Raw genomic sequence first — 14152 nt, forward strand, 5'->3', positions numbered from 1 at the left:
TTCCCTTCCTGAATGTCATCACCAGGTAACAGATTTGAGCATCTTTATGGCTGATTAAGCCATTTTTTTACACCAACAAGAAAAGACTAAAAATTCAAACGAAGAAAAACGTTTTCCATTTTTCATGTTCACTCTTGTCATCATAAAAGCGTTAAATTTGTGATTAATGTTTTTCGTGTAAAAATAAATGCCATTGTTTTAATTAGTTTTTTTGTTTGTTTTTGTCGCTATTGCTGGCTTGGTGGCATCTTTTGGTGGTGGTTTTTCATTTTCTTTCGTGGGAGGGGGTTGCAAAGCGGTTGAGTGCATAGATAATGGGTAATGTTGCTTTTTTATTGAATTTAGATGCATTTCATCTGAGAAAAGACGTTGAAATGCCACTTTTTTTAAGTAGAATGCGCCCAATTTGCCAGAAATCTGCCGGGTTCGAGTCCTGTCCAAGACCGGAACCGAGCCCGCAACACCCAGGTAAATTGCTGAATTTAAAGCTAAATAACTGGAGGTTGTCTTGAATCACACTGCATTGCTAGTGCTGGAAGATGGAACTGTATTCAAAGGCGTGTCGATAGGCGCCGAGGGATGTTCCGTTGGTGAAGTGGTTTTCAATACGTCGATGACGGGCTATCAGGAAATCCTCACCGATCCCTCTTATTCCCGTCAGATAGTCACCCTCACTTACCCCCATATAGGCAACACCGGCACCAACAGCGAAGATGAAGAGTCCAGTCAGATCCATGCTCAGGGATTGATCATCCGGGACCTTCCGATACTTGCCTCCAATTTCCGCAATCAGCAATCCCTCTCCGAATACCTTAAGTCTCACAACATCGTTGGCATCGCCGACATCGACACCCGTAAACTGACCCGCATCCTGCGCGAGAAAGGCGCTCAGGCTGGCTGCATTCTGGCCGGGAAACAGGTCGATGAAGCCTATGCTCTCGAACAGGCCCGCGCCTTCCCCGGTCTGAAGGGAATGGACTTGGCCAAAGAGGTGACGGTTGGTGAGGCGTACAACTGGACGACCGGGAGCTGGCAGCTTGGCAAGGGGCACGTCACCCCGGATTCCGACCAGCTGAAATATCACGTAGTGGCCTATGACTTTGGCGTCAAGCGCAACATCCTGCGGATGCTGGTTGACCGCGGCTGCCGCCTGACTGTTGTACCGGCCAAGACCCCGGCCGCCGAGGTACTGGCGATGAACCCGGATGGCATCTTCCTCTCCAACGGCCCCGGCGACCCCGAGCCGTGCGACTACGCCATCGAGGCCATCAAGGCTTTCCTCAATACCAACACGCCGGTGTTCGGCATCTGTCTGGGCCACCAGCTGCTGGGTCTGGCCTCCGGTGCCAAGACCGTCAAGATGAAGTTTGGCCACCACGGCGCCAACCATCCGGTGAAGAGCCTCGATGACAACACCGTCATGATCACCGCTCAGAACCACGGCTTTGCGGTAGACGAGAACAGCCTGCCGGATTGCCTGCGCGCCACCCACGTCTCCCTGTTCGATGGTTCCCTGCAAGGTATCCATCGCACCGACCGTCCGGCCTTCAGCTTCCAGGGACACCCCGAAGCGAGCCCGGGCCCGCACGATTGTGCCGGTCTTTTTGACCACTTTATTGAATTGATTAAGCAGTATCGCGCCTAAGAAATAGAGGAAAGAGTTTCATGCCAAAACGTAATGACCTTCAGAGCATCCTGATCCTCGGCGCCGGCCCCATCGTCATCGGCCAAGCCTGCGAATTTGACTACTCCGGCGCCCAGGCGTGCAAAGCCCTGCGCGAGGAGGGCTACCGCGTCATTCTGGTCAACTCCAACCCGGCCACCATCATGACCGACCCGGAGATGGCAGACGCCACCTACATCGAGCCCATCACCTGGGAAGTAGTGCGCGAAATCATCAAGAAAGAGCGCCCGGACGCCATCCTGCCCACCATGGGCGGCCAGACTGCGCTTAACTGCGCACTGGCGCTGGAGAAGCATGGCGTGCTGGCCGAGTTCGGTGTCGAGATGATCGGTGCCACCGCCGACGCCATCGACAAGGCCGAAGACCGCTCCCGCTTTGACAAGGCGATGCGCAGCATCGGCCTGGAGTGCCCGCGTGCCGGCATCGCCCACAACATGGAAGAGGCGTGGGGCGTGCAACAGATGGTTGGCTTCCCCTGCATCATCCGTCCCTCCTTTACCATGGGTGGCTCCGGTGGCGGCATCGCCTACAACACCGAAGAGTTCGTCGAGATCTGCGAGCGCGGTCTGGATCTCTCTCCGACCAAAGAGCTGCTCATCGACGAGTCGCTGATTGGCTGGAAAGAGTACGAGATGGAGGTGGTGCGGGATCGCAACGACAACTGCATCATCGTCTGCGCCATCGAAAACTTCGACCCCATGGGTATCCACACCGGTGACTCCATCACGGTCGCGCCAGCCCAGACGCTGACCGACAAGGAGTACCAGCTGATGCGCAACGCCTCCATGGCGGTGCTGCGCGAGATCGGCGTCGAGACCGGCGGCTCCAACGTCCAGTTCGGTATCAACCCGAAAGATGGCCGCATGGTCATCATCGAGATGAACCCGCGGGTGTCGCGCTCCTCTGCGCTGGCCTCCAAGGCGACCGGTTTCCCCATCGCCAAGATCGCCGCCAAGCTCGCCATCGGTTACACCCTGGACGAGCTGATGAACGACATCACCGGCGGTCGCACTCCGGCCTCTTTCGAGCCGGCCATCGACTACGTGGTGACCAAGGTGCCGCGCTTCAACTTCGAGAAGTTCGCTGGTGCCAACGACCGTCTGACGACCCAGATGAAGTCGGTCGGCGAAGTGATGGCCATCGGCCGCAACTTCCAGGAGTCCCTGCACAAGGCTCTGCGCGGTCTCGAGACTGGCAAGGCGGGCTTCGACCCCATGGTGGATCTGAACGCCCCGGACTCCCTGACCCGCATCCGTCACGAGCTGCAGGATGCCGGTGCCGAGCGTATCTTCTACATCGCCGACGCCTTCCGCGCCGGCCTCTCCATGGACGGCATCTTCAAGCTGACCAAGATTGACCCCTGGTTCCTGGTGCAGATTGAAGAGCTGGTGAAGCTGGAAGAAGAGGTGAAAGAGCGTGGCATGGCCGGTCTCGATGCCGACTTCCTGCGCGCCCTCAAGCGCAAGGGCTTTGCCGATGCGCGTCTGGCCAAGATCCTCGGTGTGGCCGAAGGGGAGGTGCGCAAGCTGCGTGCCCGCCACAACATCTTCCCAGTCTACAAGCGGGTCGATACCTGCGCCGCCGAGTTCGCTACCAACACCGCCTACATGTACTCCAGCTATGACGAGGAGTGCGAAGCCAACCCCACCGACCGCGACAAGATCATGGTCATCGGTGGCGGCCCGAACCGCATCGGTCAGGGCATCGAGTTCGACTACTGCTGCGTACACGCGGCGCTGGCCCTGCGCGAAGACGGTTACGAGACCATCATGGTCAACTGCAACCCGGAGACCGTCTCCACCGATTACGACACCTCGGATCGCCTCTACTTCGAGCCGGTGACCCTGGAAGATGTGCTGGAAATCGTGCGCATCGAGAAACCCAAGGGCGTTATCGTCCAGTACGGCGGCCAGACCCCGCTGAAGCTTGCACGGGCATTGGAAGCCAACGGCGTGCCGATTATCGGTACCAGCCCGGATGCCATCGACCGCGCCGAAGACCGCGAGCGCTTCCAGTCTGCCGTCGAGCGCCTCGGTCTCAAGCAGCCGGAAAACGGCACCGTCACCGCGCTGGAGCAGGCGGTTGTGGTGGCCGAGCGCATCACCTACCCGCTGGTGGTTCGCCCCTCCTACGTGCTGGGTGGCCGCGCTATGGAGATCGTCTACGACGAGACCGACCTGCGTCGCTACTTCGCCGAGGCGGTGAGCGTCTCCAACGAATCGCCGGTACTGCTGGACCGCTTCCTGGACGATGCCACCGAGCTGGACGTGGATGCCATTTGCGACGGTACCGATGTGGTTATCGGCGGCATCATGGAGCACATCGAGCAGGCCGGTATCCACTCCGGTGACTCCGGTTGCTCCCTGCCGCCCTACACCCTGTCCAAGAAGATTCAGGACGAGATCCGCGAGCAGGTGCGCAAGCTGGCGCTGGAGCTCGGTGTTATCGGCCTGATGAACGTGCAGTTCGCGGTCAAGGGCAATGACATCTACCTCATCGAGGTGAACCCGCGTGCCGCCCGTACCGTGCCGTTCGTCTCCAAGGCGACCGGTGCGCCGCTGGCCAAGATTGCCGCCCGCGTGATGGCCGGTCAGAGCCTGAAAGAGCAGGGCTTTACCAAAGAGATCATCCCGCCCTACTACTCGGTGAAAGAGGTGGTACTGCCGTTCGCCAAGTTCCCGGGGGTTGACCCGCTGCTGGGGCCGGAGATGCGCTCCACCGGTGAGGTGATGGGGGTGGGCAGCAGCTTTGCCGAGGCTTATGCCAAGGCGCAGCTGGGTGCCAACCACGCCGTACCGAAAGAGGGCCGTGCTCTCTTGTCAGTGCGTCACAGCGACAAGGCACAGGTGGTCGATTTGGCCGCCAAGCTGCTGGAGCTGGGTTACGAGCTCGACGCCACCCACGGCACCGCTGTCGCGCTGGGCGAGGCGAGCATCAACCCGCGTCTGGTCAACAAGGTGCACGAAGGTCGCCCGCACATTCTCGACCGCATCAAGAATGGCGAGTACACCTACATCGTCAACACCGCCGAAGGGCGGGTGGCCATCGAGGACTCCAAGCAGCTGCGCCGCGCGGCCCTGCAGAACAAGGTGGCGTATACCACCACCATGAACGAGGCATTCGCGACCTGCATGGCCATCAGTGTGGATGCCACTGCCAGCGTCAACTCGGTGCAGGAGTTGCACGAGCGGGTGAACAACCGCTAACGCTCTGCGCGCGAGCCATGCTCGCTCCGCATAGATGACAAGCCCCCGCCAGTAATGGCGGGGGCTTTTTTATGACGACGGGGTGGGTGCTGCGAGGACTGGACTTATGGGGCGAAGAGCGTAACTACCGTAAATCAGGCTGCGGCTTGCGACTGCGTGGACGGGGCAGGGCATGCCACAGCTTGCGGGCCGTGACCAGAAAGGGGCGCAGGATCAGCGCGCTCAGGCGGCTGTAGCGCACATTGTCTTTCGGGCCGACCCCGAAGGTGAGGGGCTCTGGCTGGTGGTTGGTGACGTAAAGAGTGCCGAACCACCAATCCCACAGCGACAGGTTGATCCCGAAGTTGTGGTTGAAGTGGCGGGGATCCCGGCTGTGGTGGATCTGATGCTGGGCCGGGCTGTTGAAGATATGCTCCAGCCGCGGGCCAAACGACAGCCAGATATGGCTATGGCGCAAATTGGCGGCCAGCGAGTTGAAGATCAGCACCAGATAGCCCACCCCAAACAGTGTGTAGGGGCGCACGGTTCCTCCGCACAGCCAGTAGAAGGCACCGGAGTAGAGGGAGAGAGCGCTCCCCTTGAGCAGGATTTCAGCGAGCTTCTCCACCAGATGAATGCGGCTGGCGGTCGGCGGTACCAGCACGGTGGCGCTGTGGTGCACCTTGTGAAACTCCCACAGCCAGCGGCTGTGAAAGAGACGGTGCAGCCAGTAGTGGACGAAATCGCTGACCAGAAATACCCCGAGACCGTAAAGCATCATCAGCCAGCTAGCCTCGGCCAGACGGGGACGCTCCCCCCACAGACGGGTGAGCGCGGAGGTAATATCCGTTGCCTGCAAAAGCCAGGGGTTGAGCAGGGTCAGGAGCGGCACGATCAGGGCCACATGGAGCAGGGCACGCACCAGATAATACTGATAATCGAGCAGGGCGGAGGGATGCAGCCAGATGGCACGGCCGCCGAGAAAACCGGCGAAACTGCCCGCTGCGGGGCCTTGCTGGTGCCGGCGCACACGGTAGAGGAGGTAGGCAATGAGGCCGGATATCAGCAGAAAGGGGAGGCCCAGCCGCCCGTTGAAGTCAAACAGTCCGGTCAGGCAGTGCCAGATCGGAGTGAGCAGCCACTGCTGCACGTAAGCAAAGAGATGGGCGAGCGTATCCATAGGGTCCATACCGTGAGCATCCTGGCGGCAGCATTCTAAATGTAAACAACTCTCGATAAAAGCCCATGTCTGTTGTCGGGTCATACCTGTTATCTGGTCATATCTGGGGGCGCTCCTGTTGCGGCAACCCCTGTCTGGTCAGGAAGAGGGGCGAGGTGATGGGACTTTAGCCTTGTGGATCAATTCTCTACAATGAGCCATCATGTGTGCGCCCGCCGCCTGGCGGGTTTGCCTCCAGCCTCAGTACCGGATATCCGATGACGCTCTCTCTCTTTTCTGTTTCCCCCGCCATGCGCACGCTGGCGCTGCTGATCCCCTTGCTGCTGGCCGGCTGTGCCAGCGATCCCGCTTCTGCCCCGGCGCCTGGCGACACAACGGGCGCAACTACGCCCGCCAAAAAGGCGACCCCGCCAGCCATGCAGCCGCGCAAGCCGGCGGATATGAAGAGCCGCATCGTGAGGTTTCTGCCCCGCCATGTGGTCGACAAGCAGGGGTGGGCCAACGATGTGGTGACGGCGCTCACTACCCAGGGGGTGACAGTCAATGACCACAACGTCTGTACCGTGCTGGCGGTAGCGGAGCAGGAGGCGACCTATCAGGCCGATCCCGTGGTGCCGGGCCTTGGCAAGATCGCCTGGAAGGAGATCAACTCGCGGGCGGCCAAGCTGCTGATCCCCGAGTTTATGGTGCGGGCCGCGCTCTCCATCAACTCGCCGACAGGCAAGAGCTATGCCGAGCGCATCGATGCGCTTCGCACCGAGCGGGAGATGAGCGAAATTTTCGAAGACATGATCAGCATGCTGCCGATGGGCAAGACCCTGTTTGGCAACATGAACCCGGTGCACACCGGCGGCCCGATGCAGGTGAGCATCGCCTTTGCCGAGGCCAATACCCGTGGTTACCCCTATCCGGTCAAGGAGTCCATCCGCCACGAAGTCTTTACCCGTCGCGGCGGTATCTGGTTTGGCACCAAACATATCTTCGGTTATGAGGCGGAGTACCCCGATACCCTCTACCGTTTCGCTGACTTCAACGCCGGCTGGTATGCCAGTCGCAACGCCGCCTTTCAGGCCGCCGTCAGCCGTTTGAGCGGTACCACGCTGGCTCTGGATGGCGATCTGATCCGCTATGACTCCGACCTGCCGGGCAAGACGGAACTCGCGGTCTATACCATTGCCAGCCGGATCAACATGAGTCAGCAGGCGATCCATCAGAGCCTGAAACTCGGCGATACCGCCGAATTTGGCCAGAGCGACCTCTATCATCGCGTGTTCACGCTGGCAGACCAGAAAGCGGGCAAGCGGTTGCCCCGCGCCATCCTGCCGGGCATTCAGCTGAAAAGCCCCAAGATCACCCGCAACCTCACCACCGCCTGGTTTGCCAAGCGGGTGGATGACAGGGAGCAGCGCTGCGTGCGGCAGATGGCGACCATTCGCTAAGAAACACAACAAGGGCGGCCAATTGGCCGCCCTTGTTGTTTCCGATGTTTACCGCTCTTCAGCTTGCCGCGTGATTATCTGCCGGCATTTCGGGTAAGCGCTGCATCCCCAGAACTGTTCCCCCTTGTTGCTGCCACGACGTGCGGTGCGAAGCACCATGGCGTTGCCGCATTTCGGGCAACGCTGCTGGGCGTGACTCGTGTCATGAAGGATGGGGAGCTCCTCTTTTACCATGCTGACGTTATTGCTTGGGGAAGAGGGAATGGCAGGTTGGTTGTGGCGCGCCTTTAGCTGCGCCACATGCTGTTTATGGGTCTGCCAATTGGCGGCCAGTCGTCCCCGCTGGATGGTGTCGATCACTCTGGTGACTTCGGCAGAGGTCAACACCTGCGTGGTTTTACTCTTGATATAGCGAATAAGCCCGCGGTTCATCACGTTATCCGGCATGGGGGTTTTAAAGGTGCAGTCGCCAGTAAAGTAAATAATCGAATGGAGCTGATGATCAGCAAGACCCAGCAAGGATTTGAGCGTCATCAGGTGCAGATAGTTTTGGCGCAGGGGATTTTGAAAGGTATGTCTGCGGCGATAGAGCTGCTGGGTCCAGCTCTTGTGGGCTGGATTGCCAAATATCCACCCCTTGATGTTCTTGGTTTCGATCACAAATAGCCCGAAGCGCGAGATGATCACATGGTCGATCTGGGTAGTGCCCTGCGGGGTTGGCAGCGTCACATCCTTGAGCAGGTGGTACTCCCGCTGGTCGAGAAAAAGCCGGATGCCCAAGTTGATAAATGCCTCCCCAACCATCCCCTTGAACCTGGGCGTTTTGATCAGGGTGGCAATCAACAACAGGGGCAGCAGATACCAGAACTGGCCCAGTAGAATCGCAATAACGGGTGTGAAGTCCATTTCAACGCTGTCGTCTGATGTGCAATGGCAACATGTTAACAGTGGGTTCAACAAGCGTGTGTGATCTATGCCACTACTACTCTGCCAGCGCCTGCATTGTTCTGTTTGTTACCCGGTGACGAGATAGTTCAATCGCAAAACCAGATTGAATTGAACTTTTTTATTCGGTTTTTTAAGTGACTGGTGGGGGGTAGGCTAGTCTCTACTGCGAAGCGAAGGGTTTCGCCGTCATTATGACCACAATGAGGATCTGATAGATGGACAAACACGCTAGCGGGGCCGGTCAGTGCCCCTTTGCCCACGGTGCCAATACCTCTGCCAGCCAGGAGCATCAAGTCTGGTGGCCCAATGCCCTTAACCTCGACATCCTGCACCAGCATGACAGCAAGACCAATCCGATGGATGAGACTTTCGATTATGCCGATGCCTTCAACAGCCTCGATTACGATGCCCTCAAAGCCGATCTGCATGCCCTGATGACCGACAGCCAGCCCTGGTGGCCGGCAGACTGGGGTCACTATGGCGGCCTGATGATCCGCATGGCCTGGCACTCCGCCGGCAGCTATCGCGCTACCGACGGACGCGGCGGTGCCAACACCGGCAACCAGCGCTTCGCTCCCCTCAACAGCTGGCCAGACAACGGCAACCTCGACAAGGCGCGCCGTCTGCTGTGGCCGATCAAACAGAAGTACGGCAACAAGATCTCCTGGGCTGACCTGATGATCCTGGCGGGCAACGTCGCCTATGAATCCATGGGGCTCAAGACCTTCGGCTTTGCCGGTGGCCGCGAGGATATCTGGCATCCGGAAAAAGATGTCTATTGGGGCTCCGAGAAGGAGTGGCTGGCACCGAGCGGTAGCGAAGGGAGCCGTTACAGCGGCGAACGGGATCTGGAGAACCCGCTGGCCGCGGTGATGATGGGGCTGATTTACGTCAACCCGGAAGGGGTGGATGGCAATCCCGATCCCCTGAAAACCGCCCACGACATGCGCGTCACCTTTGCCCGTATGGGGATGAATGACGAAGAGACCGTCGCCCTCACCGCCGGTGGCCACACCGTCGGCAAGGCCCACGGCAACGGCAGCGCAGCCAAACTGGGACCAGCCCCCGAAGGGGCGGATGTGCACGAACAGGGGCTTGGCTGGATCAACCACGAGAGCCGCGGTATCGGCCGTGATACGGTGACCAGCGGGATCGAAGGTGCCTGGACCAGCAACCCGACCCGCTGGGACAACGGCTACTTCAAGATGCTGCTGGGCCACGACTGGTGGCTCAAGAAGAGCCCGGCCGGTGCTTGGCAGTGGGAGCCCGTCGCCATCAAGGAGGAAGATCGTCCGGTGGACGTGGAAGACCCCTCCATCCGCTGCAACCCCATCATGACCGATGCGGACATGGCGCTGCGCTTTGACCCCGTATACCGGGAGATCTCCGAGCGCTTTGCCGCGGATCAGGCGCTCTTCTCCGACGCCTTTGCCCGCGCCTGGTTCAAGCTGACTCACCGCGACATGGGGCCGCGCAGCCGCTATCTGGGGCCGGAAGTGCCGAGCGAAGTCATGGTGTGGCAGGATCCGGTTCCGGCGGTGGATTACCAGCTCTCTGACAAAGAGGTGAGTGAGATCAAGGCCAAACTGCTGGCCTGCGGCGTGGCGCCAGCCGATTTGATCGCCACCGCATGGGACAGTGCCCGCACCTTCCGCGGCTCCGATTATCGCGGCGGAGCCAACGGTGCTCGCATCCGCCTCGCGCCGATGAAAGAGTGGGAAGGCAACGAGCCCGCTCGCCTCGGGAAGGTGCTCAACGCCCTGATCGCCCTGCAGGCCACCCTGAGCAAGCCGGTCAGCATCGCCGACCTGATTGTGCTGGGGGGCAGCGCCGCGGTGGAGCAGGCGGCCAGACTTGCCGGCGTCGATATCGTCGTCCCTTTTGCGCCTGGCAGGGGCGATGCCAGCGCCGAACAGACCGATGCCGAGTCGTTCGCCTTCCTCGAGCCGGTGCACGACGGTTTCCGCAACTGGCAGAAGGGGCACTACAAGGTGCAGCCGGAGGAGATGCTGCTCGACCGTGCCCAGTTGCTGGGGCTTACCGCCCGCGAGATGACTGTGCTGGTCGGCGGTATGCGGGTGCTTGGCACCAACCATGGCGGGTCGGCCCACGGCGTCTTTACCGACCGGGTCGGGGTGCTTAGCAACGACTTCTTCGTCAACCTGACCGACATGGCCTATAGCTGGCAGCCGACTGGCCGCAACAGTTACCAGATCGTGGATCGCCAGAGCGGTGCGGTGAAGTGGACTGCTACCCGGGTTGATCTGGTGTTTGGCTCCAACTCGGTGCTGCGTGCCTACGCCGAGGTCTATGCCCAGCAAGATGGCAAGGAGAAGTTCGTCCGAGACTTCGTCAAGGCCTGGGTCAAGGTGATGAACAATGACCGTTTCGATCTGAAATAAGTCACTTCAACCTGAATGAGAACGCCAGCCGCAAGGCTGGCGTTTTTTATGGTGGCGGTGATAGCTGCATGATGCGACTCGGAGGGTGGCCCTCTGGCAGCCCGGGTTAGAAGCTCATGGCCAGCCCGATGGAATAACCGCTGGTGTTGTGGCTGAACATGTAGCGGGCAACCAGCCGGGTACGGGTGACAATGATGTCGTACTTGCTGCTGTCCAGCTCCAGACCGGCGCCGATGGAGTTGAGGGAGTCAAAGCCAAGCAACCCCCGTTGCTCCCCCAGATATGCGGTATGAGCCCCCTCCAGTACATAGCGCACCGGTCTGTCGAGCAGGGTCCAGTGGAACAGCGGGGCGCGGCGGCGCAGATAGAGGCCGAGGTTCTCCGCCTCGGCGTGACCACGGACGCTGGTCGAGGTGCCGCCAAAGCTCTGCAGGTGCTGATAGGAGTAGCGCAGTTCGGCATCTATGTCCTGGGCCGGTGAAAAGAGTTCGTAATCGAGCATCAGCGAGCCACCCAGCCCGTACATATTGAGCTGACCCCCATCGAGAAAGTCCAGCGAGTAGCCCTTGGTACGATCCAGCAGCCAGTTGCCGATCCGCAGGTCACTGGCCATGGTACCGAGCGAGACGTTGGCTATGGGGCGCAGCACCCAGTGGCCGCCACGCGGATCTTTGTGAAGGGTGACATCCCAGCCGATCCCGCCCGAGGCGGTCAGGCTATTCCACTTGGTCGGTATGGTGCGACTTTCGGTACCATTGCTTATCACAAACTGGGGGTCGTAGCGGCTGTAGCCCAGCGCCCCCTCCAGATAGATGGGCACGGCTTCGCTCAGGGTTGCGCCGCCTCCCAGTTGCCCCATGTTGAGCGCAGAAGATTGGCCAGTGCTGCTACCGATGTCCAGGTTGCTGGCGGTGATGTCCGGCACCACGCTGAAAGTCATCAGCGAGATCACCGCATTGGCCCGTTTTTGCGCCCAGTCCTCCTCCTGATCGTCAAGGTTGTTACTGGCCGCGAGTGACGCCATGGGCAGGGTCGCCGCGAAGAGGGCGCAACCCAGACGGTAAAGCGGGCAGAGCGGGTGTTTCATGGCTGGATTCCCCAAAAAAGCGACCTCCTGTCGCCCTGATCTACTGTAGCGAGTTTCTCTCTGGCTGTCTCGACCTGACCATTGGGCTGGGCTATGGGGGGGCTGCGTGGCCATCTACAGAAAATGGTTGATGCAGCTCATGGTTCTGGCCAATGGCAGATGTCGTCAGCGGCATAAGCGAGCAGGCCGGATATAATCAACGCGTTGATAAAAATGACAGGAGTGCGGGATGAACAGACTCGGATTGGCCGGCAAGATGTTGCTGGCAATTTGCCTGCCGTTATTGGCGCTGCTGTTTTTCGCCAGCCACTACGCATACGACAGATATCGGGTGACCCATGAGATGACGCAAGCCCTGCAGCAGCTGACTGTGGTCGAACGCAGCGCCCAGTTGGTGCACGAGCTGCAAAAGGAGCGTGGCATGTCGGCGGGGTTTATCGGCTCTGAAGGGCGCAAATTTGCAGATGCCCTGCCACGTCAGCGGCAACAGGTTGATGAAGCCATTCATCGCTTTCAGGGGTTGGAGAGGGAGGTTGCCCACGAGCAGGTGGATCTGGCTTTGCGCGAGTTGATGGGGATCCGCGATCAGGTGGACAAACTGGCCATAGAGGCCCCCCGTCAGGTCGCCTTTTATAGCCAGTTGATTGCTTCTCTGCTCAAGGTCGTGGATGAGATTAGTCTGCGTAGCCAGGATGCCGCTATTGCCTTGCAGACCAATGCCTACGCCGCATTTTTGCAAAACAAGGAGCGTATGGGGATGGAGCGGGCGACACTCAGCAATGTCTTTGCCAAAGGGAGTTTCACCCCGGCTACCTTGCAGCAATTTATGTCCCTGCTCGCTGCCCAGCAGAGCTATCTGGAGCGTTTTCGCGCCGTGGCAAGCGAGCCGCAGCGACGCCTGCTTGAGCAAATTGAGAAGAGTCCGGTGATGGCAGAGGTCGCGAAATATGAGCAGCTCGCCCTCGGCAAGATGACCGAGGGGAGCTTTGGCGTCGATCCGGAGCGCTGGTTTGCCGTGAGCACCGAGAAGATCGACCAGCTCAAACAGGGCGAAGATCAGCTCTTCCAGCAGTTGTTCGAACGGGTTGAGCAGATGCAGGGAGAGAGTCAGCGCAACTTCTGGTGGGGGGCTATGGCGGTTCTGTGCTGCCTGCTGTTGACTACCCTCATCAGTTGGAAGGTGCTGCGGGATGTGCATCTGGGCTTCGTCGCTCTGCATCGCACCTTTTCACGGCTCGTCAATGACAATGATCTGACGGTGAGGGTCAACTGGCAATCGGGTGACGAGCTTGGGGCATTGGCGCGGGATCTCAACCACTTTCTGCAGCATCTGGAAGGCTTATTGCTGGAGGTGCGCCGCTCCTGTGAGATATTGACCCGTAGTGCCAGCAACTCCAGCGAGGTGATTGCCGAAGTGAATGAAGGTGTGGTGCGTGGCGTCGGTCAGGTTGAACTGGTTGCCACCGCCGCAACGGAAATGGCTTCGACGGTGGCCGAAATTGCTCGCAATGCGACCCAGACCTCACTGGCGACCCAGCAGGCCATTGGCCGTGCCCGGCAGGGGGACAAGGAGGTGGATCAGACTATCGCCGCCATCGAGCAGGTGGCTGGCACCCTCGACGAGACCCGGCTGTTGGTCAACAACCTGCATCAGGATACCGAGTCCGCCGTCGAGGCACTCAACCTCATCAAGCAGATCTCCGATCGCACCAATCTGTTGGCCCTCAATGCCGCCATTGAGGCAGCCCGTGCCGGTGAATCGGGGCGCGGCTTTGCCGTGGTCGCCGATGAGGTTCGTTCACTGGCTGCCCGTACCCAGCAGGCGGCAGATGATATCGAACAGATGCTCTCCCGTTTGCGGGCTGGAGCCCTTCAGGCGGTGGTGGCCATGCAGTCGGGCAGCGAGCAGGCGGGCCTCAGTGTCAGTGAAGCGCAGCGGGCGGGTCACGAGCTGACCGACATCGTCAATGAGGTGCGCAAGGTGAGTGACATGACGGCACAGGTGGCTACCGCAACCGAGCAGCAGCGCTACGTAACGGACGATATCCAGCACAACGTAATGACCATCCGCGAAGTGTACGAGGCCCATCGCCAGCACTCGGTCACCCTGCAGCAGAATAGTGTCGAACTGGATCAGTTGGCTCGGGAGCTGGCTGGACGAATTGCCAGCTTCAAGTTGATAGAGAGAGCCTCTCCCCACTGATCCATTTGCGCTAAAGCTTGTCCC

General features: G+C 59.7%; 8 protein-coding genes. 5 read left to right on the forward strand and 3 right to left on the reverse strand.

Translation table 11 applies throughout. The annotated features are described in order from the left end of the window. Positions 1 to 508: 508 nt before the first annotated feature. Positions 509 to 1645 (forward strand): glutamine-hydrolyzing carbamoyl-phosphate synthase small subunit, encoded by a 1137-nt coding sequence (gene carA, locus G5533_RS04140; protein WP_368157317.1) that lies wholly within the window; start codon positions 509 to 511, stop codon positions 1643 to 1645. 20 nt (positions 1646 to 1665) lie between these two features. Next, a complete protein-coding gene (carB, locus tag G5533_RS04145) occupies positions 1666 to 4890 on the forward strand; it encodes a carbamoyl-phosphate synthase large subunit (RefSeq protein ID WP_033113583.1) in 3225 nt (1074 codons plus the stop codon). Between the two features lie 124 nt (positions 4891 to 5014). Here the strand turns inward: carB and G5533_RS04150 are convergent, their stop codons facing one another. Then, entirely contained in the window at positions 5015 to 6049 is a 1035-nt protein-coding gene (locus G5533_RS04150; RefSeq protein ID WP_421206506.1) for a sterol desaturase family protein, read from the reverse strand. Between the two features lie 257 nt (positions 6050 to 6306). Here G5533_RS04150 and G5533_RS04155 point away from each other — a divergent pair, with 257 nt between their 5' ends. Beyond that, positions 6307 to 7488: a DUF1615 domain-containing protein gene (locus tag G5533_RS04155; RefSeq protein WP_421254904.1), complete on the forward strand. Its 1182-nt coding sequence runs from the start codon at positions 6307 to 6309 to the stop codon at positions 7486 to 7488. A 48-nt stretch (positions 7489 to 7536) separates the two neighbouring features. Here G5533_RS04155 and G5533_RS04160 read toward each other — a convergent pair whose 3' ends face one another. Beyond that, complete coding sequence (locus G5533_RS04160) at positions 7537 to 8394, reverse strand: nuclease-related domain-containing protein (RefSeq protein WP_421206484.1); 858 nt, start codon at positions 8392 to 8394, stop codon at positions 7537 to 7539. Between the two features lie 257 nt (positions 8395 to 8651). Here G5533_RS04160 and katG point away from each other — a divergent pair, with 257 nt between their 5' ends. Beyond that, entirely contained in the window at positions 8652 to 10838 is a 2187-nt protein-coding gene (gene katG, locus G5533_RS04165) for a catalase/peroxidase HPI (RefSeq protein WP_441254531.1), read from the forward strand. Between the two features lie 106 nt (positions 10839 to 10944). Here the strand turns inward: katG and G5533_RS04170 are convergent, their stop codons facing one another. Next, a complete protein-coding gene (locus G5533_RS04170; protein WP_227343024.1) occupies positions 10945 to 11862 on the reverse strand; it encodes an autotransporter domain-containing protein in 918 nt (305 codons plus the stop codon). A gap of 292 nt (positions 11863 to 12154) precedes the next feature. Between G5533_RS04170 and G5533_RS04175 the strand changes: the two genes are divergently transcribed. Then, positions 12155 to 14128 carry a methyl-accepting chemotaxis protein gene (locus G5533_RS04175; protein ID WP_421254902.1) on the forward strand — a complete coding sequence of 658 codons (1974 nt, stop codon included), beginning with the start codon at positions 12155 to 12157 and terminating at the stop codon, positions 14126 to 14128. The last annotated feature ends 24 nt before the right edge of the window (positions 14129 to 14152 follow it).

The sequence above is a fragment of the Aeromonas sp. A600620 genome (genome assembly GCF_029479985.1).
Classification (GTDB): Bacteria; Pseudomonadota; Gammaproteobacteria; order Enterobacterales; family Aeromonadaceae; genus Aeromonas; species Aeromonas veronii_A.

What these genes read in the sequence shown, in the direction of transcription:
- carB (WP_033113583.1), top strand. Translation starts at nt 1,666, where the DNA reads ATGCCAAAACGTAATGACCTTCAGAGCATCCTGATCCTCGGCGCCGGC.
- katG (WP_441254531.1), top strand. Translation starts at nt 8,652, where the DNA reads ATGGACAAACACGCTAGCGGGGCCGGTCAGTGCCCCTTTGCCCACGGT.
- G5533_RS04155 (WP_421254904.1), top strand. Translation starts at nt 6,307, where the DNA reads ATGACGCTCTCTCTCTTTTCTGTTTCCCCCGCCATGCGCACGCTGGCG.
- G5533_RS04160 (WP_421206484.1), bottom strand. Translation starts at nt 8,394, where the DNA reads ATGGACTTCACACCCGTTATTGCGATTCTACTGGGCCAGTTCTGGTAT.
- G5533_RS04150 (WP_421206506.1), bottom strand. Translation starts at nt 6,049, where the DNA reads ATGGATACGCTCGCCCATCTCTTTGCTTACGTGCAGCAGTGGCTGCTC.
- G5533_RS04170 (WP_227343024.1), bottom strand. Translation starts at nt 11,862, where the DNA reads ATGGCGTCACTCGCGGCCAGTAACAACCTTGACGATCAGGAGGAGGAC.
- G5533_RS04175 (WP_421254902.1), top strand. Translation starts at nt 12,155, where the DNA reads ATGAACAGACTCGGATTGGCCGGCAAGATGTTGCTGGCAATTTGCCTG.